Below are 22,654 nucleotides of genomic sequence, written 5' to 3'. Positions count from 1 at the left end.
TCAATAAAAAACAAGGACAAAAATATGAATAAGACAATTCCATTGGCGGAAGCCAAGAAAAATCTATCGGCTCTTATTAGAGATGTTGAAGCAAAATATGACCGTTTTACCATCACTAAAAATGGCGTCAATGAAGCGATTCTAATGAGTTGTGATGAGTTTGACGGGTTACTTGAAACTTTGGATATTCTTTCCAATAAGGAAGAAAAAGATGCCATTGCCAGAGCAAAAAAACAAGTTAGAAACGGCAAAACCATTTCTCTTTCCACCATTAAAAAGAAATACAAACTCCTATGAAATACAATATTGAATTAGCACAAGAAGCTGCATCTGATGTTGATGAGCTCTTTTATGCGGACAAGAAACTCCTTGCCCGCATTTTGAAGAAAATTGAATCTCTTGCCGATAATCCCCGTGAAGGAAAAGCTTTGACAGGTAATCACAAAGGTGAGTTTTCTTTGCGGGTTGGCGCCTACCGAATTGTTTACGAACTCAACACATCCGGCCATATCATTTTTATTCTTACGATTAAGCATCGAAAGCATGTCTACTAGTGATAAATCTAGCCTCGCCTTTCTATGCCCTGCCAGAATTTATCTTCAAGCTCTCTCTTTACGAGTTTTCCATCGATATGCCTCGGAAGCTCTGCTGAAAATTCGACAATTTTTGGAATCTTGAATCCGTGCAAACCGCTCTTCCTGCAGTGATCCAGTATATCCTCTTTGGTTATTGTTGAGCCCTTCTTCGGCTGCACGACAGCGGCTACACATTCGCCCAAATCTACATCCGGCGCTCTTACAACCGCTACATCTACAACCTCGTGGTGATTATTGATTATTCTTTCAATCTCATTAGGATAGATGTTCACGCCACCGCAGATAATCATTTCTTTTACTCTGCCGGTTAAATAAACATATCCATCCTCATCCAAATAACCGATCAAACCATCATCAAACCATCTTACTCCATCGACGAATTCAAAAACGCTCTTTGTTTTTTCCGGTGATCCGGAATACTTTAAACTTTCGGTCATCATGGTTCTGTTAAATATATAGCCTTGTTCATTCGATGCGCACCATCTGGCTTCTTCTTTGTTATAAATCCCCAGTTCGCCGCAGCGGGCTTTACCCACGCTCGCCAGCCTTTTGGGATTTTGTTCATAGTCTTCAGGAATCAGAGTTGTTACAACCGCCGTTTCCGATGATCCGTAGAATTCATGGAAAACATCATTTTTGCAGCCTCTTTCTTTAAAAAAATTATTCGCGGCTTCTTTAAGTTCCGGAGACGCCGGCGCGGAACCGCATATTAAAGATTTCATAGAACTCAAATCGTATTTATTCTTTACGTTATCGGGAAGATGCAGCAGCCTGTCAATAATTGTAGGGACAATAAACACCCAGCCTATCCTTTCCTTTTCTATCAGCTTCAGAAGTTCTTCAGCATTGAAGTTTCTCATGGCGACTCCGGTTGCCCCGTGCAGCAGCAATGGTGTCCATCCGATGATTGACGCGGCGTGATAAACCGGACTCGGCATTAAGAGTCTGATGTTAGCAGACTTTTTATCCTTGATCTTATGAGCGCCAAACCAATATGTAAAGCTTACCTGTTTTACCAAAAGAGTTAAATATTCTTTAAGCGATGTCTTCGGTTTTTCTGATGTATCGCTGATCAGATACCCGAATCCATCAAAATAATTTACATTCTTCGGAGCACCGGTAGTGCCGCCGCTATAGGGATTGAGCGCGAGGGCCATACTGATCTTCGGCATGGTATTCGGAGATTTGGACAATAAATCTTCGTACAATATGACGTCATCCTTTAGTTTTGCTCCGACCATAACATAGTGCTTCACTGTGGTAAGTTTATCTTTGATAGCAACAACATCATCATAAAATTCTTCGTCGAATATTAATATTTTCGGTGATGCCCTGTTTATTGCTCCGGCGAGATCGTCACCCTTCAAATGCCAGTTTAAAAAGGGCATGGGGCAGCCTATAAGCGAACCGGCAAAAAGCGCTTCAAAGAATTCGTTACCATTAAAAAGAAGTTCGGCGAATCTATCCTTGGGTTTTAAGCCAAGTGCCTGTAATCCATTCGCGAGTCGGAGCACTCTATCCTTAAGCTCCTTGTAGGTGATTCTCTTTTCCCCTGTAATTATTGCTTCTCTGTCGCCGAAAACATCCCACATCGATACAAACATGCTGGCTAAAAGATCATCGAGTTTAAAAGTAAAGACGCATTTTATACTTTTGACAAAACCGGTTCTGGTCACGGTTTTAAACAAAATTTTTATGATAGTCACTAAACCCAATTGTTTTATTGCAACCAGGGCAACTCCACGGGTTTCTCTCATAAAAATTAAGCGGGGCAAATTTAACAGAATTGAAAAAAAACTTTTTTCTTTCATAAAATATAGACCGCCTTAAAATAAGATGATAATTATCCTCAACGAGGGTAGCATCCTTAAAACCAAAGGCCAAAAGTATGATTATACTGGATGCTGTCCATTTTTTCTTTTCTCCATTCCGGCCTTCTCATCAATATATTTTTAGCATACTTATGCCTCTCGAGCTTTAAAATCTTTCTAAAATTTTTACACTACTGATGTTCTGAAAGCTTCATCTTTACCTTCCCGCAGCCAGATTCGAAAACGGGACCACCAATGGATGGGACTGCGTAATTGGTGTAAGGCCTGCGATGCCTGGGTGATTTGTTGAGCATTCAAGGGATTTTCATTATATACTTCCTGCTGGAAGAGTTCGACAACAAGCATAATCTCCTGATAAATCGCAGGGAAATAACGACTTAAACGTGAGCCATACTCCCATGGCGTTTCGCTCGATCGGTGCGGCAGTCCGCTACGCCGTCCCCAAACAATAAGTAGGCGGTAAAATTGGGTCGCGGTAGAATATCCACGTAAACGGCTTAATATCAATGCTATACAAGATTGGAAAAAGACCGTGATCTGAAGAAGGAACGCTAACAGGCGTTTTAAGTAAAGATGTTTCTGCTTGCTTCTCGGTGTTTTAGAAAGCGACCACCGGATAAAATGCCAGATTCCAATGCCCAGTACTACTACAAGTAGTATACCCAGTATGCCCCCGATACTCGAGTTCAGAATTTTTTCTAAAAGTGCCGTCCACCAATTCATTTCTCCCGGAGAAAGATTTACGTTTCCTACATTTATATCTCTTCTCGTATCTACAGGGGCCACGCCTCCCCCATGCGGCATAAACCAAAAGAGGAGAACTGCACGGAGCATCGGGACAAAAGGCTGAAATCCCTGCTTGAGCAGATCATAACCTGTTTCGGCAGTCATCGTGAAGTATGTCCAGAAAAACGCCAACAATCCCACGCCGGACATTATCACTACAACCGCAAAACTCAGCACAACCCCGATGAGTCGGTATCCTGCCCGATATGTTTTAGGTGTATGGTTACGATTGCGGGCGCTGCCAATGGCGATCATTCCAAACAGCAGAAATGGCAAAATCAGCCACTTGGTTAAAGGATCAACAAGCGGAACGCCGTCGCGGATAAGAACCATTAGTTTTATTAAAAACAGACCTAACAACATTCCGAGACCCAAATCAAACCGCCTGCATACATTCCGATAAGTGTTGGACCATCGTGTAAATTGTATTCCGCCCATCCAAAACAGTAATGCCCAGAATAAAGTCAAGGACAGAATCAACCATTTCAGATGACCATCAGGCGTATTAAATAAAGCATCTGTCCATGTCCGGCTCCAAAAAGGATACGACCAGTAATTAAAAGCATAAATAATGTAAAGTGTCACAGGTAGACATATCAAGAGATGCAGTCCAATGATTGTAATCCAGCGCCAACCTCTGCCGCGTATGAAAAATGTTAGTGCAGCAGCTATACTGAACGCCACAATAGCGGTAGGCAGCGGAAACAGCCGCTGCGTTAATGAAAACATAACGAAGATTGCCCAAGCAGAAAGCCAGGTTACTTCCATCACGCCGCATGCCAGTAATAATATCGTAGGATGTGTTGGTTTTATTTCTTTGTGTTCAGACACAAATCCTCCAATTGATACCACTTCCCGCGTATGCCTTTTGACATTCCGTCCGTTTCTGCCGAAAGTTGTCCCATTACAAATATTGCCGGCAAATGGCGGTGCTGAAACAAGTTGCTGACAGCTGCTGTCGTATCGTCATAACAATATGCCAGATGAAAACAACTTACCCCCCAGGGTAAATTCATGTCGCGCATGAGCACCGTTAATATATTTTCAGTGGTCTCCATCAGCAGTTTAGCCAGCAGTTCCAGCAGTGCCTGCGACTGGCGGGGACCGCTGGCGATAGGGAGCATTCCGGGGCTACCGTCGATAACCCGGCCATTAGTGACGATTCCTACACTTTGTCCTTTTTGCAGCAATTGTACACCGACGGATGCCGCCACTTCCAGCGTCTGCTCGAAGGTATCTGCGGTCTGATGTCTGGTAAATTGAGTCACATCCAGCACCAGCAGAACTTTTTCCTGTGTTGTCGGTTCAAAGAGTTTTTCCTGCAGCCGGTTATAGCGGGCGCTGGCTTTCCAATGAATATATTTGGCTGGCTGTGAATGATGATATTCTCGCGTACCGAGGAGATATACGGGATCATGAATAGGATGTTTGGCCCCCGGCGTTCCCCACACGTCTTGTTTCTGCACACCGAGACCGATCAGTGGAATCAGACGCGGATACACCAACACCTGCCGGAGATCATGTACTTGCTGGTCATGAGGGAAGAAACCTAATAAGTCGCCGGCACAAAGCGACGTCATGCCAATGTGGTATACACCACGCCGTTGTGCGACAAGCTCCCACTGCATGTCAACCTGCTGATACCACAGCAAACCGCTTTCCTGTGTTAATGCGGCTGTATCCGCCACGGGTTGGAACGGGCCCTCCGTGGCAATGCCGATTTGTAGCCACACAGGCAACCAGGTCGTATTTTCAGCGCGGACAGTGAAAGTTAATTTTTCTCCCGGGAAGAGACGCTGTCTGTCTAGCCGCGCGTTCCATATTAATCCGTTCGCACAGGCCCGACTCCAGAGTTTGACCCCACTGACCATAACCAGAATTAGAAAGGTCAACAATGCCAACGTCTGTTCACCGTTTAATAGTGCGATGAAAAGAAAGATGCCTATGATGATTTGAATTAGCTTTACGGTCAGCAGTGTTGAGACATCGTATTCCTGTGCATCCATATTCATTTACAAAGGGATTGCGATTTCGGTGAGAATTTCATCTATCACCTGTTCCGGCGTTTGGCCACGGAGTCGTTCTGTTTCCTGTAAAAACAAACGATGCGCCAGCACCGGTCCGGCTAAATATTTAATATCATCAGGCAGCACATAAGTTCGTCCGCGCAGTGCGGCGAGCGCCTGTCCCGCCCGCATTAAACTCAGCGACCCGCGCGGACTTGCTCCAAAGCGAATTGCGGGGTGATGCCGCGTGGCTTCTACCAGATTCACGATATATTCCCGTAACGGAGATGACACCCGAATTTGTTTTCGAGCTTGCTGCAATGCTGTTATCTGCGCCAAACTGGTCACAGCTTTCAATTCCAGAAACGGTTCGTTTTCCTGAAAACGTTCCAGAATAAACAGCTCTTCTGCTTTTTCAGGGTATCCGATCTGTGTTTTCAATAGAAACCGGTCAAGCTGAGCTTCCGGCAAAGGAAACGTTCCTTCCAGTTCAATCGGATTTTGTGTAGCGATTACAAAAAACGGAGTCGGTAGCTGATACGTGCACCCGTCAACCGTGACTTGCCGTTCTTCCATACTTTCCAAAAGACTGGCCTGCGTGCGCGGGATCGTACGGTTAATTTCGTCCGCCAGCAGAATATTGGTTAACACCGGACCGGGCTGGAAAGTAAATTGCCCGCTTTGCTGATTGTATATATTGAAGCCGGTAATATCTGAAGGCAGCAAATCCGGCGTACATTGCACCCGTTTAAATGATCCACCGATACTCCGGGCTAAAGATTTGGCAAGCAAGGTTTTGCCGAGACCTGGCACATCCTCTATCAGCACATGTCCATCAGCAATCAATGCTACAACCAGTAATTCAATCGAACGCTGTTTTCCCACAATTACGCGGGCAATATTCTCAATTAGATTTTGACACGCATTAAAATCCACGTTGAGGTCTCCTATAAAATTTTGATGGGGAAATCTTTTTTGTGAACGGAAGTATAGAAAAAACACCATTGTATGTCAATGATAAATTAACCACCAAAAGTAGAGTGTGAAATTTAGATAAAAAGCGTTTAAAGGAAAAATTTCCAAACAGAGGTGCAATAGGAATAGCGTGAGTTGTGCGACGTGCACAAAAAATAAGTTAATATGTTATCCGCGTACCTCTCACTATCTCCTTCTTGGGGGCGGAACGCAAACCCGCCTCATGCCTTCCTTAAGCGAGATAGCATCTGTGGGACAGAAACGTGCGCATACACCGCATCCGATGCAATATTGCTCCTCCCGCTTTGCCTTATCGTCGGTAATCTTGATTGCATCCACGGGGCAGCGAGTCTCGCATTCTCCGCAACCGGTGCATTCTTCTTCGTCGATTAAAGATAAATAGTTCGTGGAATTGATCATCGGCGTAATGCCGTTGCGCCAGAGAGTAAAGGCGTCGCAGCAGTCCTTGCAGCAGTTGCAGACGCTGTTTTCTTCTTTCATAATGTTTGATCCATTGTGTATCGCCTTATGAATGAGTCCGGCTTCTTCGGTTTGCTTCAATATTTTAAGAGCCTCTTCTTTTGTGATTTTTCTGGCGAAGCCTTGATTGACTACGTGGCGGGCTGACTTTCCAAAGGTGAAACACACTTCATTCGGTGCGTTTGTTTCGCAGTCGTGGCCGAGAACTTTGTTATAATTCCTGCAGAAACAGTATCCTACTGCGATGTCATCATTTTTCCTGATGATGTCCTCAACAGTCCTGGAAGGCAGAACCTGCTCCTCTACCTTTACCGTTTCATTGATGATTATTTTAATAGGCTTGCCGCTTTCGTTTGTAAATACGGGAACGGTACGGTCAGGGGCAGGCTGAACCTCAAAGATTGGAATGAATGCGTCGTATTGCCCTTGTACGGTGTCCTTAAGTTCCTCCAAAAGCTTGTGATACAGTTTAGCTATTTTTTCATATTCCTTTATTTTCTCACCTTGCATGCGCTCCTTCATGAACGTGTATTCAAAAGCGCCCACGATAATTAGCGGCAAGAGTCTGTAGATCATTACACCCTTTGTATTGGGCTGATTAAATATGAAGCCCTTTTTTGCCAACCCATCTGTCATTTTTTCTATGTCGGCCGTAGATAGTCCTGATTTTTCTTTAAGCTGATCGATAGAGAGGGTTGTCTCTTTGTCAAAATTCTTTATTATGAAATCGATCTCTTCTTCTGTTAAATAGATTTTAACTATTTCCAGTAAGGTATCTGATATTACGAACGGAAGAATTCCGGCCCTTACAATAATATCCGCTGCCTGGGCGTATTTGCCTGTTAACGTGTCCATGATCTCCTGCCTTTATAAGACTTATTTTTGCAGGAGGAAATATAGGAGACGCTCTTAAGTATGTCAAGAAAATCTTGGTTGCCAGATATGAGGTGCGCAACCAGTGCCTTGCCAAAGAGTGCTGCGCAATCTGTGAAATATTTAGTGGTGGAAAACAAATTAAAGAAAATATATAAGTCCATATTAATATCTAAGGAGGGTATCGCACATTTACCGCCGTGTAACTTTATCCAGGGTACTGCAAATAAGCGCCGTGATGCTGCTGATTTTCCTTGCTGTTTGTGTTGTTTCTCTTTCGTTGGGTAGTGTCCATATTGGTTTTATCGAGGTGCTCAGATCGCTGGTTAATTCCTTCACCGGAGAAAGCTCTCTTTCTTCCCAGGAAGAATTAATTATATTTTCAGTGCGCCTGCCGCGGATCATCTTTGCCGGAATTGTCGGTGCTTCTCTTTCTCTGGGCGGAGTTGTTTTTCAGGCGATTTTGCGCAACCCTCTTGCTGATCCATATATTCTGGGAATATCGGGCGGCTCGGCTCTCGGAGCAATTATCGGCATTGTTATCGGGGCGGGTTCTTTTTATTTAGGAATTCCACTGTTGGCTTTTGTGGGAGCGTTGGCCACTGTTTTCTTGGTGTTTGTAGTGGCCGGAAGCGTTAGAGGGCCTCTGTCGGATAATTCGCTTTTACTTTCCGGCGTTGTCGTTAACGCTTTTTTTTCTGCGGCTATTCTCTTTTTCTTATCGATAGTCAACAGTATGGAGTTGCACAGCATCACTTTCTGGCTGATGGGCGACTTATCAGGGGCGTCAGCAAAAGAAATTTGCGTGGCGGCTGTTTGCCTGCTTGCCGGTTTTGTTTTGCTTTACGCGCATGCAAGGAAACTGAATTTGATTGTTCAAGGTGAAGACACGGCGCAGCAATTAGGTGTCCATGTAGAGAAAACAAAGCAAAGACTTCTGATTATAACCTCGCTTATTATTTCCGTGGCAGTTTCTCTGGCCGGCATAATAGGCTTTGTGGGGATTATGGTGCCGCATTTAATGCGCCTTGTTTTTGGCTCCGACCACCGACTGCTTTTGCCTGTTTCCGCTTTGTTCGGTGCGTCGTTTTTAATCGTAGCCGATACCATAGCCAGAATTGTCCTTGCTCCGGCGGAGTTGCCGGTAGGAGTTATAACAGCGCTTTGCGGCGCACCTTATTTTATTTTTCTTTTGAAAAGGAATAAGCGTTAAACATGCCTGTAATCGATGCCAGAAACATAAGCTTCAGTTATGCCACGAAACCTGTAATGGGAGACGTTTCATTTACTATTGATGAAGCACAAATCGTAGCGGTTATCGGGCCGAATGGTTCCGGCAAAACCACTCTTTTGAAAATCATCAACGGCACGCTATTTCCCGATGCCGGGCAAATGCTTATTGACGGCAAAGAAACCGGCAGATGGCAGCGAAAGGAAATCGCACAAAAAGTAGCCATCGTGCCGCAGGAAACGGCGATGATTTTTCCGTTTTACGCGGAAGAAATTGTGCTGATGGGGAGATTTCCTCATTTGGGCCGGTATGGTTTTGAGGATAAGAAAGATTACAAGATAGTCCATGAAGCCATGGAAAAAACAGATACACTGGCGTTTGCCGAACGGCGTTTCAGTGAACTAAGCGCCGGGGAGCGTCAGAGAGTATTGATTGCGCGCGCCCTTGCGCAAGAGCCAAAAGTTTTGCTGCTGGATGAAAGCACCGTTTTTTTGGATTTGAAACATCAGGTTCAGTTTTTAGCTTTGCTGCGACAATTGAACACAATGCAAAAACTCACAGTAATTTTTGTTACTCACGATATCAATCTGGCCGCTCAAAACTCCGATAGAATAATTTTGCTTTACTCCGGCAAAATTTATGCTATAGGAAAACCCGCAGAAGTTATTACTGCGGCGAACATAAAAGAGGTTTATGATGTCGATGTGCTGGTTGATCAAAATCCGCAAAACGGTTTGCCCAGAGTGACATTATTAACCTGATTGAAAAAATGTTGCTGAATTTCTTTCAAAGAGATCAGCAAAGACTGCCAAATAAAGGAAGCCGGTTAAAATCCGGCACTGCCCCGCAGCTGTAAGCGGAACGAAATCCACATTTTGTCACTGATGCCCTGCATCGGGAAGGCGTGGAAATTAGGTCGCCGCAAGTCAGAAAACTTTATGGTGAGTCCAACTTACTTAATCCCGAGGGGGAAGGAGAAGCTCCATGAAGAAAGTCTTATTTTTAGTTCTGTTATTTTCAGTATCTGTTTTTTCACCTGCACAAGCCGAAGATAAAAAATCCAGCGAACCGATTGTAACGATGGAAGAAGTTGTCGTTACTGCGACGCGCGACACGCAGGAAATCCGCAAAGCTCCATCCAGCGTAACAGTCATTACTGCTGAAGAAATTGAAAAATCAGGAGTGACAACCATAATTGAAGCATTGGACAAACTGGAAAGTATTCAGTTTCGCACTTACAGCGGAAATTCATCGCAGGCAATGGTTGATATGCGCGGCTTCGGCGGAGACAATCCTTTTGGTAAAACTTTAGTTATGCTGGATGGCCGCCGGTTGAATAGAACCGATATGGCTTCTATCAATTGGTTACAGATGCCGGTCAATACAATCGAAAAAATCGAAGTTGTTCGCGGCCCAGGCAGCGTTCTTTACGGTGATGCGGCCATAGGTGGTGTAATTAACATCATCACCAAAAAAGGCAAGAGTAAACCGAAATTTAGTGCTTCTGCTCTTGTGGGAAGTTATGGTCTCAACAACGAACGGGTCGGCGTAACCGGTGCGACCGAGAAATGGACTTACTCCATAACCGGAGAAAACAATTTTAATTTTGGTTATCGGGAGCGTTCGAAATATTCCGCGCAGGGCGGCGGCTTTGATTTGGGATATTCTGCAAATGACTTGCTGAATATCTCGCTGGGCGTTTCATTTAATAAAGTTGATTATCAGATGCCCGGCGCTTTAACTAAGGAACAAATGGAGCAGGACAGAAGGCAATATCAACCAGCCATGCCGCTATATTGGATGAACGCTCATCCGGATGATGACGGGTCGGATAAATACACAAACGTCAATCTGGGCTTTAAATCTTTTTGGGGCTCTTGGGGACGGATGGAAATTAATTTTTTGTATGGAAAAAAAGATCTGCAAATGAATATGCCGTCATCCTTGACCATGTGGTTTCCGTACGTTTATTCCGATACGAATGCCGACACTTACGGAATTACGCCGAGATATATTCTGGAAAAAGATATTGTCGGTTTTCATAACAAAGTAATAGTAGGTGTCGATTATTATAATGAACCATACAAAAAAGATATTTATAGTGATCGGGAAAGAACGGTACAATTAAGCAAAGCGGACCTTTCGCGGGAATCTTTGGGATGCTATATCCGTGATGAATTCAGTATTTTAGAAAATCTTATTATCAGCGCCGGTTATCGGTTCGAGCAGGCATCAATTAAAGGTTCCAACGTGGATTTTTCTTCACCATCGAACAATTTTACTGATCAGAAAAATACTTATAATGCCGAAGCTTATGAAGCAGGACTAACTTTGCTTTGGGGAAAGCAGTCGAAAGCTTTCATGAAATTCAGCACCACTTATCGCATTCCTTTTCTTGAGGAAGTTGCTTATTTCAATGGCGGCGGCGGAGGATTTTTAACGAGTTTGGACAAAGAACAAGGAATCAGTACCGAAGTGGGAACGGATTTTTATCCTCTGGAGAATTTGAAACTTGGCTTAACGCTTTTCCGCAGTGATATGGAAGATGAAATTCAGTATGTGGGATATTACCCGACGGGTTATAATCAAAACGCCGGAAAGACCCGTCATGATGGAATGGAAGTTTCTCTGGCTTATATCTGGCCGAAGTATTTCAAGATATTTGGAAATTACACATATCATAAGGCAACTTTTGAAAACGGCGCCGACAATAAAAAAGAGATGCCCATGGTTCCCAACCATATGGCCAATGCCGGTTTAGAAATTTATCTGCCCTACAATCTGACACTGAGGCCTGAAGTACAGTATGTGGGTGATGCTTTCATTTCCGGCGATAACGACAACAGCACCGAAAAACTGGAAGCTCATACGCTGATGAATATTTATGTCTATTACAAACCGACTTTCGGGAAGCTCGGCCTGACAGCTTTTCTGGGTGTGGATAATATTGCCGACGTGAAATATTCTTCCTCCGGTTTTGATTATGAACAGTATAGCTATCCGGGTGTCTCTTATTCGAATTTCTATTACCCCATGCCCGGAATCACATTTAAAGGCGGCCTCTCTTTTGAGTTTTAAAAGTTAACTGGCTGAAATTGTAGTCAAAAGGATTGCGGCGGGTGAAAACTTTTCCCTGCCGCAATCTGGTGAAAAATTATGCGCAAACAGTTAATAAACACTGACAGCATTTTACTGGTTTTATTTACCGTTATCTTGGCGGTTTTTTACGCAGATATATCCTGTGCCCGCACAGTTACTGACGAAATAGGCCGTAGTGTAAATATAACTTCTGCGCCGCAAAGAATTGTCTCCCTTGCCCCCGGACTTACTGAAATAGTTTACTCGCTCGGTCTTGACGAAAAAATAGCCGGGGTAACCAGTTATTGCAACTGGCCAACCCAGGCGCGTCAAAAACCTCGAATAGGCGGTTTCACCAATCCTTCAGTGGAAAAAATTGTTTCTTTGAAACCGGATTTAATCCTTGTCACCGCTGACGGCAACAGAAAAGATATAATACAAAAGTTGGACAGGATCGGTTTGTCCGTCTATGTGACAAATCCTTCGGATACCGCCGGCATCCTGAAAAGCATTTTACACATCGGTGAAATAACCAACAGGGAAAAAGAAGCCGGAAAACTGGTGGAGAAACTTCAAAAGAGATTAAATAATATTGCCGAACAAATAAAACACAAAAGTAAACCAAGAGTTTTTTTCCAGATTGGTTTGGAGCCGGTTATTACAGTCGGCAAAGGAACGTTAATCAACGAAACAATTGAACGCGCCGGAGGAGTTAATGTTGCCGGTCTTGATACCGCCCGCTATCCCCGCTACAGCGCTGAGGGTATCATGCAGGCATCGCCGGAGATAGTTCTCTTCGCGCCGATGATCCACGATAAAGAATTTACGGCAGTAAAAAAATTCTGGCAGGAATTTAAAGGAATTCCGGCTGTAAAAAATAATAAAATTTACCCTGTAAATACTGATCTTATAAGCAGGGCGTCACCGCGCATTGTGGATGCTATAGAAAAAATGGCGTTGATTTTTCATCCGGATATTAAAAAATCAATACCGTAGTTGATTTAAGATTGTGTAATAAAAACGAACTGTTGATCTTGGCCGTCCTGTCCGTGATGTTGCATGGCGGAATTCCGTTGGTTCTTCAATAAAGCCGGAACTTTCGCACTTTAAACTGGAATTAAATTTACATTTCAGTTAAGTTAATCGCCATGACTGCAAAATGGCTTTTGGTGGATACGCCTAAAAAATTACAGCGTGCCGTTAATGATTTTGAGCAAGCGAATGTTTTAAGCATCGATACAGAATATGATTCATTCCGGTATTTTAGAGAAAAACTCTGTCTGATTCAAATTCATGCCAATCACACAACCTATGTTTTTGATCCCCTGAATAATCTGAATTTGTCTTTTCTGGGCAGATATTTTGATAACCAGCACATTGTCAAGATTTTGCATGCGGCAGATAACGATATACGCCTTCTGAAACGGGATTATAAATTTAGTTTCAGAAATATCTTCGATACTCATCGGGCGGCGTTTCTTTTAGGTTTTCAACAACTTTCGCTGGAAAAAATGATTAAAGAGTTTGCCGGTGTGGAATTGAAAAAAGACAAAAAAATGCAGCGATCGCGCTGGGACAACCGGCCATTGACGGAAGAGCAACTTCAATACGCAGTTCAGGATGTTATATATCTTCCAACGCTTTATGAAAAACAATTCATGGAATTGAGCAGAAGAGATTTAAAAGATTCCGCCGAAGAAGCTTTTGCAAGGATTGCCGGGACAAATTGGAAGGAAAAAAGAATAGATAGACAAGGACATACAAGGATTAATGGCTACAATTCTTTGAATCAAAAACAAAAAGACTTGCTTAAAAGACTTTTCCTCTGGCGTTTTCATCGGGCAAAAGATGAAAATCGTGCCGTATTCATGTTTCTGCAGGACAGCAATTTGCTTGAACTCGCGCAGGACATCGAACATCCTGAAAAATATTTATCGCAAAGAAAAATTAAAGTATACGGCGCGGAGATAGAACAGATAATCAAGAACGGCTGATAACAGTTTGCATCTTAAGCAACCACAAAATCAAGCCGACTTATCCATTTGTTAAATGAGATCAATATATTGACATATCCGGAAAGAGAGCAGTATGTCACAAAAATTTCACAAGCGAGTTTACAGGGTTAACCAGTTTTTGCTGGATATTAATTTTTTTGCGTACAGTCTGCCTTGGATAATAGGAGCTTATCGTTCAAAGCGGGTTCCCTGGCCAATGGCGGAAAAAATCATGTTGGCAGTTACCGCAGTGAATGGATGCCAGCATTGCGCGCGTTTTCATGGCGCATTGGCGCAGATGAGTGGTGTGGAAGCAGGGGAAGTGACTCAACTTCTACAGATGGAAATTGGTACGCAGGTTAGCGCTTATGAAAGACCGGCTTTGCAGTTCGCACAGGAATATGCACAGACGGAGCGCAATCCATCATCTGAAAATCTTCTGGAACTTAAACGTTTTTATGGAGATGTTATCGCTAATGATATTATGCTCTATATACGTATAATTATGTTGGGAAACTTAAGCGGCAACACATTTGATGCTTTTGTCGCACGTTTGAGCGGCAATACCGTTTCTCACAGCCGCCTGTTTGATGAAATTATAGTGGCTACAGTGGCGGCACCTTTTCTGGCAATGGTTAATGGATTTGCTGCTTGGCAGAGTCGCAAGCGCTCACGCGCATAAGAGGCTGGAAAAACGACTAGAGTAATGCTTAAAAAAGTTTTTTTATGGTGCCGAAGACTGGACTTGAACCAGCACGGATTTTGTCCACCACCCCCTCAAGATGGCGTGTCTACCAATTCCACCACTTCGGCATCAAAAAAAATATTTCACTCCACGCAGTGAATTCTAATGTTATTTAAACTTTTATCATATCCGGTCGTGGGATTGTCAATATGAAAAGCTCTTTGTCTACTTACTTACCGGTGCCACGGGAGGCATCGATGGTTGTGTTGGTACATTTGGGCTTACCGGCGGAAGTTTCTGCTCTGTAACAGGGACTTTGGTTCGTTCCAATAATGAAGAAGAACTTCTGTGGCTTGCCGTATAGGTAAGTAGCAAAGATGTACACATGAAAAGTACAGCTATCCCCGCGGTAAGCTTTCCCAAAAAGGTACCGGCTCCTGAAGAACCAAAAACCGTTTGACTGGAACCGCCAAACGCAGCGCCCATATCGGCACCCTTGCCTGCCTGTAAAAGCACAATTAGAATCAAAGTAAGGGAAGCTGCAATATGTAAAATAACCAATAAAGTATACATAAAATTTTCTCTTATCTAAAATTTATTATTGTTAAATTTAATCTTAATCCAGGCTCTCGAGGCCAACCGCTACTTGTGCTCAAACAATAATTTTTGTTTTTATATTATCCGCTTGAAGCGGTTGGACAATACCAAAACGCTATAAGCTAGTCAACTTTTTTCTTTCCGTAGTTATTTTATACATTTAAGTCCCTTAGCTCAGATTTTGACATACTTGTCTTTGTCCAGAGCAATCTTTCCGTTTTTCTCTAAGTATTCAATATGTTTGCCAACCAGAGCTCGTTCATTGAATTCAAAAAATTCTTTTGGTTCTCTTGGCCTGCCATAGATCAACCAGGCGGCAAGAATTTCCTCCAGAGTTTTGGGTTCTTTCAGAAAGTTCATAATTTTTTCGTTGCGTAGATAAATGACATTTTCATAGTCGTCCCAGAGGTTTCCCGGATTTCTTTCAAAGACCCCGGTGTTGTGGGAAGCAATCCATCGGCGGGCGGGAATGTTCTTCAGCGTGTGGATGGATGTTATTGTTTGTTCTATGCTGGAGTAAACATCGCCGTACCAGGGGCCAAATGTTGTCAAATCATAATCGCCCAGAAAAAGAATTTCTTCGTCCGGAAAGAAAAAAGAAAGATGTCCCGGTGTATGTCCGGGCGTAGCAATCACCTTAACCTTGAGAGAACCCAGATCAATAGTTTCTTCATCCTGAAGAAATAAAGCTTTCTTTTGCGGGCGATAGTTAAAATTGTTCAGCATGATATTTTTCCATATTTCACGGCTTTGCATTTTTTTAATTCCGTACCAGTCCAGAAAAATTTCGATGTCGGTCAACGGTGGAAAATCCCTCTCCGAGAGGCGTAATACACAATTGTCAAAAAGATTCAAAAATCCCATATGATCTTCATGCCAGTGCGAAAGCCAGACCTGATCAACTCCATCTTGTTGTTTTAGATCCGTTAGTTTTTGTTGGCTGCAGGAAGGATCGATGATTACTCTGATATCTTTGCCTTCCAGATATACGGAATGATTGAAGGGATATTTACCGCAGTTATCGCCGCGGATAAACCTGATCCGTCCAAATTGAACATCCATGGTTAACTCACGTTCCTCGAAGGTTATCTTTTTTGACCTATACTTGAATTGACAGAAATAGTCCAATGAAGTCTTGTCTCTTTATTGCTTATACCTACGAAGGTACAGTTTTTGGGAATCATCAAATTTGAGGATTTCTGGTTGTAATCAATTGCCTGTCGTAATTTCATATATCGACAGCTTATAACCGCAAGCCGCGGCAAGTTTCTTTCCGTCGGGACTGACTGCTAAGCTATTAGGGAGGTAACTGTTCCTAACTTCCTGAACCAATTCTCCCGATTCAATATCCCAAACCGCCAAAGTCAACCTGGCCATGTGAGTATCACATTTGGCACCGAAAAGAAATTTTCCGTTACGGCTGAAGGCTAATGACTTAACAGCACATTTCACCGGAAGTTCTTTTATCAGTTTCCCGGTTTCAATGTTCCATAGCCTCACAGGATCTTTATTCTCTATGCCATTAGTTTTACTTCCGGTCTCTGTACCGGTCGCCACCCACTTGCCGTCCGAACTGATGGCCAAAGCTGTAGGTTTGTCAATGTGGATTTTGTCGATGCTTCGTAGATACTTGCCGGAGGCCGTATTCAGTATCAATATCTTGGGCAAGAACCTAAGATTAGACCCGACCTCACCTACACCAATAATGACATTATTGTCATCTGGTGTGAATACCAGCGGCGTTTGGAAATACGTGTATTTTTGCGGCACATAGGACCAGGCAATTTGCCAGTTATCTGTACGATAGGCAATCATGATTTCCTTATCATGACAATAAGTGACCACAAGAATTTTGCCATTAGGGCTAAAGTGCAGGGATTCAATTACTATACCTTGCGGCATGTCTGGTATGACATGAGGAGCTACTAATGTCGCTTGTAGAGTTCCATCGGTGACTTTCCATACGTTGACAATTCTTAGGCCTGATGCCACATATCGACTATCCGGACTGAAGGTTATATTATCAACTGCTGAACTACTCCAATCTTGTTTTAACTGATGCCTTATCGACATAGTTGATGCGTCCCATATTGTTATCTGCTTCGATTCCCCAGCTGTCGCAATCGATTTCCCATCAGAGCTCCAAGCAACTGCTCTAATATATTCTTTTGATGATTTTTCTTTCATCAAATGAACAATATGGGGACCTTTATGATTCATAGTTATTGCGTACCAAGCTTTTAAAACAATGTTGTCGGTGCCCGTAACCAATCCGAAAATTATGCTAAACAAAAGAAGACTGCCGTATGTCAATACGAATCCCGGTATGGAACGAGAAGATTTCCCTGTACGAAAAGCTTTGAAGATTATTGATATGCCCCAAAATATTAGTAGTGGATAAAACAATAAGTAGAGCCACAAAAAAAACATATAATCAATCGACGATATTCCTGAAAGTCCTGAATCAGCTATGCCTAACAAGAAACAAAATACAAAAAATGGCCAAGCAAGCATGGTAAGTAAAGGTGGAATATTAGCTAAAATTACCAAGATTATTTTCAGATTATCAGATATGTATATTTTAGATTTCTTGACTGAGGTAATTTCAGGGTGTTTTTTTGAATACTTTATTTTAAGCCAGAGTCCGAGGATAATAATAAATATTGTAAATACACTACATGCGAATATAACTCGTTGAACTGGTGTCTGAAATGATGCGAAGAAAGGTATTAAAAAAACGCTAAAGTAGCCTAAACATGCAAATCCTAATAATAGAATGATGATATTCCATAACTTCATTAAAAAAGAACCAACAAAAGAAAACTCCCAACGCAAGAATTGTCTGACTTTCCTTTTTCTAATTTCCTTCTTGAATTGATTAACTGCCTTAATGAAAACCTCGTCATTAGGCACAGCTTTAATTAAAGAACAGCCTTTTTGATAAATGCTTTCCAGGTCTTCCAATGACATTTTATCAAATTGACCTTCTTGAGCAGCACTTTTGATTAAGTCAATTATTTCGTAGTCACTAGACATATCAGTTCCAGATTTTTGGAAAATATTTTTTGTGAAGCTAAAAGTGTGAGGCGTTATTTTTTGAATGGTGTAATATATAAATTACTTTTTTGTGTGTCAAGTGAATCATTACTATAAGATGTCGTACAACGATAATTGATTACCAACTGAAAGTCTATATCATTTTTTGGGACTAATAAACTGAAGATTACAGGAAGTTATCGGCTCAAAGTCACATATACGCGGTCGCAATATTTGTTTACGGGACATTGACTACACAGAGGAGAAACCGGTTTGCATGTCTTACGGCCAAAGGCAACCATGATAGTGTTATAAATAATCCAGTGGCGGCGCGGTAGTTTTTTGCGCAGAGCAAATTCCGTTTCGTCCGGTGTTTTTGTTTTTACATAGCCCAGACGGTTGGAAATTCTGTGCACATGCGTATCAACGCAAATCGCGTCTTTGCCGTAAGCAAGAGAGACAACCAGATTGGCGGTTTTGCGGCCGACGCCTTTAATGGTCAGCAAGTCATCGATATTATCCGGCACTTTGGAGCCAAAACGCGCGATTAATTCCCGGCAAGTGTGATGAATATTTTTTGCTTTGACGCGGTAAAAGCCGACCGGATAAATTGTCTTAGCGATCTTATCCAAGGGCACTTTCAGCATTTCTTCCGGAGAGGATGCCAGCTCAAAGAGCCTTTCTGTTGCGACCTCCGTTACTTCGTCCTTCGTCCGCAAACTCAGGAGTGTTGAAATCAGAATCACAAAAGCATCGCGCTGATCTTCCGCCAGATGAGAAACAATCGGCATTGTTCCCACTGCCAGTTCTTTCTTTAATATTTTAATGATGTTGTTAATTTGACTGTCTTTCATAAATTAACAAGTCCTTTGTCATTTCGGAGCATTCTTTTAAAGGGTGTCATACCGGCGAAGGCCGGTATCCAGTAGTGTTTGTTATTTCCTGGATTCCGGGTCATCAGGCATTCGCCCGAGTTCCAGCCCGGAATGACAAATAGGAGAATTTGTTAGAAGGTAAACACCGGTTCATTGACGACGGATTTTATAAGAATTTCCGCAGCCTTTTCCTGCGAAGGTTTACCGCTGACAGCCAGCCATACGCTTCCTTCGGCGCCACTTACGCCGCCTGCCGCAACCAAAGAAGCTGAAGCGCCTGTAAGCAACTCAATTGCGTCAAGCTCGGTAAATATTTCTCCCGGCACAGGCAAAAACCGGGGGCCTTGGACTCCAAGGGCATTCATTTTTACTGCCAAGTCGTCAAGATTTTCGTAAACACGTTTTTCTAATCCCACCGGTACGATTAGTTTGACACGTCTTCCCACAATTGCGGGAAGGGAAGCACCGATGGTTCCGGCATTCGGGGCACCGATCAGAATTGCCGCTCTTCTTTGGATTAAATTAACGGCATTGGCTCCCTTCAGAATGACGTCTCCTTCGCGCAGCTCATCGACCACATCAAATATTGTTTTACCCTTCTGATACACGCCTTTTATTATTACAACATCACCCGGAAATTTGCTTTCGTCATAACTTCTTCCTGTCGATGTTGTTGGGCGATTTGGCGGTAAAATTATTCCGCGGTAAAAATGATTCCGTTGGAATGCCTTGGCCTGACCAAGCTCTTTGAGAATTTCTTCCGCTACATAGCCATTGGTTGTTCCGGCAACAATGACAATGGTTCCTTTTTTCAGTGCTTTTACAATCGCAGTATTTTTAGCTATTGCTTTTCCAATCAAACGTTTACCCGCCGCCGGAGTGATAACAAATTGTTTCATAAATTTTTCTCCCTTTTTTAATAAGAACAAGTATTTATTCAAATTCTGTTCTAATAAGCTGTGTGCAGCTTTACGAAGACAGCGCTTTTATCATAAGAGGCAGCAGTAAGCCAAGCAACACCAATGTCATCGCAGGACGTAATAAGTTAACAGGTTTCATGTTCCCGTTCCTGATGGCTGTGGCCAGATGATTGGCCGCTGAGAAAGTAAAGAAAATCAACATCGCTGTGACGATTGTTGCATCAGCGTATCGTCCCCAATCCAGCACATAAACAAGCACGGCAGTGACGGCTGTGGCCGCGTTGGCTAGTCCCGATTGAATTTGATAAGCGCGATTTGGCGCATAGCCGATTTTCTCGGAGGCCGCTTCTCCCAGTATTAGAGATTCAAAGGCCACCGTGCCGGACATAATCATGACTATGAACAACCCCATAATATGAAATTGTGATATCGGGTCATGGCCTGCGTAGTAGGCGAAAAAAATAGCAAGTCCAATACCCGCAGGCCGAAGCCACTCCATAATCGATGCCAATTTCCGTTTAGTCATTTTGCCGGTCTTCCACCTTATAATTTCAAGTGCACGTCTTAAATTCCGGTGGTTCCATAATTGTAATATTGTTTCGTTTTAAATATTCGGGGAAACCGTATAGACGCTGGCCTCTGTATTCCATCACTACGGCATCGGCAGGGCAATTATTCAGACATCCGAAACAGGCCAGACATTTGTCTCTGTCAACAGTTTGTTTAAAAGGATTGATGGCTTTGGTCGGGCATTTTCTAACACATGTTCCACAACCGATACATTTTGAGGCGTCCACCGTATGTTTATTGATTGCTTTCTTGTTTAACCAGATAAGAGGCAAAGCCCGCAAACCTTCTCTCAAAGCAATTTCATAGCTAATGGAAATTGTCTCACCTCGGGAAATTCTTGTCAGAGTGTCTGCCGTAAAACGGCGTACCTGATCAAATGTTGCTGCGTTGGGCAGGTGTTGTCCGGATTTTTGATTGGCACTGTCCCATTTTGGTGTGGGATAAGAGGGAATATTTCGAAACGCATCCCTTCCTACGGGTACTCCGCCTTTGCTTGCCAGGATTTTGAGAATGTGACAGGAGGCGTTGTGCTGATTGCCTTCGGGACCACCAAAGGAAACGAACGTGGCAACCGGTGTTCCCTTGATGGATGGAATTTCTTCCAGCCAATCACTGACATTGGAAGGTGTATCATAATAAAAAACAGGACTGCCAACGATGATAAAATCATAATCAGGTAGGATTTTTTTATCCGTTTCCTGGATTTCGCACACATCTACCTCTAAATTTTTACCTTTCAAAATGCAGCCGATTAGCCTGGCGTATCTATAAGTATGGCCTGTCTGGCTGTACCATAAAATCAGGACTTTTTTCGGAGAGCGTGTTTTTAAATCGGGATAGGCAGCGATGCTTTCTTGTGTAAGAGAAACCGGGAGGCACAAAGCTGTGCCTATGATGGCACTTTTTTTGATGAAGTCTCGTCGTGTATCCATACAATCTCCTTCTATAATATTTTTTTCGTAGAAGAAAGAATACAACAAAATTTTATGTCCGGCGCACATTACGTTTATACCAGCGCCGACCCAACAAGCGTTGATGATGCCATGCAAAAGCAGGCAGGAATCCTCTTTTGCGCAGCCAGTAACGATGGGGGATTTCTTCAGTAGTTGTTTGTGCGTCCATCGATATTTCTGCGCAAACGATACCTTCGCCCTCTGAGGCACTGCGATTCGCCAACACTTGACCGCTCGCATCCACAATGGCCGCATTTCCTTCAAAGTAACCCCGGTATTTGATCGGTAAACCCGGCATCGGGCACTCAATCTCCCCGCAATGCGCGGCATGAATGACCGGAGCACCGATGAGACGGGCGCTATCCTGTATGGCCGCAAGGGAGCAACGATTATTTGCCGGTTCCCAAAGCCTCTGGAGCATGTCAGGGAAATTGGTTGGTATGCTCCACCAGCAGGAACCGCCCATGATCACATCCACTTGATTGCGCAGCCTCCGTGCGGTCATAGTGCGCATAAATTCCCAACAGACGGCCGCGCCAATACGTGTGTTGTTATAGATCCCGAGAATGCCGCTATCAGTCGAATCACCGCCTTCATAGAAATAATTTTCCCACATCGTAGGAAGATCTTTGTCGTGCTGGCCCAGAAGAGAGCCGTTAGCATAACACTGGTAGCGATTGCGTACACTGCCATCGGATAGCCTGCACAAAAATGAACCTCCCAAAACAACTTGATGTTTTGCCGAAAAGTCACGTATAAAACTTGCGGCTGTGCCGTCAATGTTCTGAATGGCCTCGACAATCTTCGGATTCCAGCTGACTCCCGTAGTAAAAAATTCCGGTAGAGCTATCCAACGCGCTTCCTCCTTGATAGCCATAAGTGCTAATCGCTCACAGCTGGCGATATTCGTGTTTGAATCTCCTATTTTTGTAGCAAGTTGGATTGCGGCGACTTTGACAGGCTTCTTCATGGTTCTCCTTATTTGTTATTTAGCTTTTCTTTGTTCATTAAGGAATATTTTATACAGTTCGCGCGAAATGAAGATGGAGAAAATGACCAATATAATAAATACTGCCGGCGAAAACATATAGCGTCTGTTCACGAGAAGTATTCTCCTGCTGAAAAGATTATCCATAATAACTCAATCCTTAATAAATTAATATATTA

21 protein-coding genes, 1 tRNA gene and 1 riboswitch are annotated in these 22,654 nt (G+C 43.1%); of the genes, 8 read left to right on the top strand and 14 right to left on the bottom strand.

Translation table 11 applies throughout. The annotated features are described in order from the left end of the window. Positions 1-24 precede the first annotated feature (24 nt). Entirely contained in the window at positions 25-297 is a 273-nt protein-coding gene (locus CVU62_03755; protein PKN39320.1) for a prevent-host-death family protein, read from the top strand. After that, entirely contained in the window at positions 294-554 is a 261-nt protein-coding gene (locus CVU62_03750) for a hypothetical protein (GenBank protein ID PKN39319.1), read from the top strand. The genes CVU62_03755 and CVU62_03750 overlap by 4 nt, the downstream gene beginning before the upstream one ends. 8 nt (positions 555-562) lie before the next feature. Here the strand turns inward: CVU62_03750 and CVU62_03745 are convergent, their stop codons facing one another. The 5 genes from CVU62_03745 to CVU62_03725 form a co-directional block, all read right to left on the bottom strand. Then, positions 563-2,407: a hypothetical protein gene (locus CVU62_03745; GenBank protein ID PKN39318.1), complete on the bottom strand. Its 1,845-nt coding sequence runs from the start codon at positions 2,405-2,407 to the stop codon at positions 563-565. A gap of 186 nt (positions 2,408-2,593) precedes the next feature. Next, on the bottom strand, positions 2,594-4,045 hold the full coding sequence (locus CVU62_03740) for a hypothetical protein (GenBank protein PKN39317.1): 1,452 nt from the start codon (positions 4,043-4,045) through the stop codon (positions 2,594-2,596). Continuing rightward, positions 4,024-5,226 carry a hypothetical protein gene (locus CVU62_03735; protein ID PKN39316.1) on the bottom strand — a complete coding sequence of 401 codons (1,203 nt, stop codon included), beginning with the start codon at positions 5,224-5,226 and terminating at the stop codon, positions 4,024-4,026. Before CVU62_03735 ends, CVU62_03740 begins: the two co-directional genes overlap by 22 nt. Further along, a complete protein-coding gene (locus CVU62_03730) occupies positions 5,227-6,225 on the bottom strand; it encodes an AAA family ATPase (protein PKN39315.1) in 999 nt (332 codons plus the stop codon). It abuts the gene before it with no gap. 156 nt (positions 6,226-6,381) lie between these two features. Next, entirely contained in the window at positions 6,382-7,530 is a 1,149-nt protein-coding gene (locus tag CVU62_03725; protein PKN39314.1) for a hypothetical protein, read from the bottom strand. A 256-nt stretch (positions 7,531-7,786) separates the two neighbouring features. On the opposite strand from CVU62_03725, the gene CVU62_03720 reads away from it, so the two are divergent. The 6 genes from CVU62_03720 (at position 7,787) to CVU62_03695 (ending at position 14,533) form a co-directional block, all read left to right on the top strand. Further along, positions 7,787-8,761: an iron ABC transporter permease gene (locus CVU62_03720; GenBank protein PKN39313.1), complete on the top strand. Its 975-nt coding sequence runs from the start codon at positions 7,787-7,789 to the stop codon at positions 8,759-8,761. Positions 8,762-8,763: 2 nt separating this feature from the next. Further along, the gene (locus CVU62_03715; GenBank protein ID PKN39312.1) at positions 8,764-9,540 is read left to right on the top strand and encodes a heme ABC transporter ATP-binding protein; all 777 of its coding nucleotides are present in this window, start codon (positions 8,764-8,766) and stop codon (positions 9,538-9,540) included. An 18-nt stretch (positions 9,541-9,558) separates the two neighbouring features. Next, positions 9,559-9,737: riboswitch (cobalamin riboswitch) on the top strand. Between the two features lie 26 nt (positions 9,738-9,763). Continuing rightward, the gene (locus tag CVU62_03710; GenBank protein ID PKN39311.1) at positions 9,764-11,857 is read left to right on the top strand and encodes a hypothetical protein; all 2,094 of its coding nucleotides are present in this window, start codon (positions 9,764-9,766) and stop codon (positions 11,855-11,857) included. A 78-nt stretch (positions 11,858-11,935) separates the two neighbouring features. Next, positions 11,936-12,853 (top strand): cobalamin-binding protein, encoded by a 918-nt coding sequence (locus tag CVU62_03705; protein PKN39310.1) that lies wholly within the window; start codon positions 11,936-11,938, stop codon positions 12,851-12,853. Positions 12,854-13,005: 152 nt separating this feature from the next. Further along, positions 13,006-13,851, top strand: a complete 846-nt coding sequence (locus CVU62_03700) for a hypothetical protein (protein ID PKN39309.1) — start codon at positions 13,006-13,008, stop codon at positions 13,849-13,851. A 94-nt stretch (positions 13,852-13,945) separates the two neighbouring features. Then, on the top strand, positions 13,946-14,533 hold the full coding sequence (locus CVU62_03695; protein PKN39308.1) for a hypothetical protein: 588 nt from the start codon (positions 13,946-13,948) through the stop codon (positions 14,531-14,533). Between the two features lie 45 nt (positions 14,534-14,578). Here the strand turns inward: CVU62_03695 and CVU62_03690 are convergent. The 9 genes from CVU62_03690 to CVU62_03650 form a co-directional block, all read right to left on the bottom strand. Continuing rightward, a tRNA-Leu gene (locus CVU62_03690) sits at positions 14,579-14,664 on the bottom strand. A gap of 97 nt (positions 14,665-14,761) precedes the next feature. Continuing rightward, positions 14,762-15,109: a preprotein translocase subunit SecG gene (locus CVU62_03685; GenBank protein ID PKN39307.1), complete on the bottom strand. Its 348-nt coding sequence runs from the start codon at positions 15,107-15,109 to the stop codon at positions 14,762-14,764. A 198-nt stretch (positions 15,110-15,307) separates the two neighbouring features. Further along, the gene (locus CVU62_03680) at positions 15,308-16,195 is read right to left on the bottom strand and encodes an MBL fold metallo-hydrolase (protein PKN39306.1); all 888 of its coding nucleotides are present in this window, start codon (positions 16,193-16,195) and stop codon (positions 15,308-15,310) included. A 147-nt stretch (positions 16,196-16,342) separates the two neighbouring features. Then, entirely contained in the window at positions 16,343-18,169 is a 1,827-nt protein-coding gene (locus CVU62_03675) for a hypothetical protein (protein PKN39305.1), read from the bottom strand. A 197-nt stretch (positions 18,170-18,366) separates the two neighbouring features. Next, a complete protein-coding gene (locus tag CVU62_03670; protein PKN39304.1) occupies positions 18,367-19,023 on the bottom strand; it encodes an endonuclease III in 657 nt (218 codons plus the stop codon). Positions 19,024-19,175: 152 nt separating this feature from the next. Continuing rightward, positions 19,176-19,943 carry a hypothetical protein gene (locus tag CVU62_03665; protein PKN39303.1) on the bottom strand — a complete coding sequence of 256 codons (768 nt, stop codon included), beginning with the start codon at positions 19,941-19,943 and terminating at the stop codon, positions 19,176-19,178. Positions 19,944-20,013: 70 nt separating this feature from the next. After that, entirely contained in the window at positions 20,014-20,490 is a 477-nt protein-coding gene (locus tag CVU62_03660) for a hypothetical protein (protein ID PKN39302.1), read from the bottom strand. Positions 20,491-20,515: 25 nt separating this feature from the next. Further along, positions 20,516-21,535: a hypothetical protein gene (locus CVU62_03655; GenBank protein PKN39301.1), complete on the bottom strand. Its 1,020-nt coding sequence runs from the start codon at positions 21,533-21,535 to the stop codon at positions 20,516-20,518. Then, positions 21,519-22,457 (bottom strand): carbon-nitrogen hydrolase family protein, encoded by a 939-nt coding sequence (locus CVU62_03650; GenBank protein ID PKN39300.1) that lies wholly within the window; start codon positions 22,455-22,457, stop codon positions 21,519-21,521. The genes CVU62_03655 and CVU62_03650 overlap by 17 nt, the downstream gene beginning before the upstream one ends. Positions 22,458-22,654: the final 197 nt, after the last annotated feature.

The sequence above is a fragment of the Deltaproteobacteria bacterium HGW-Deltaproteobacteria-2 genome (assembly GCA_002840505.1).
Lineage (GTDB): Bacteria > Desulfobacterota > Syntrophia > Syntrophales > Smithellaceae > Smithella.
The sequence above is the reverse complement of the archived record's forward strand: the minus strand, read 5'-3'. Positions and strand labels throughout refer to the sequence as shown.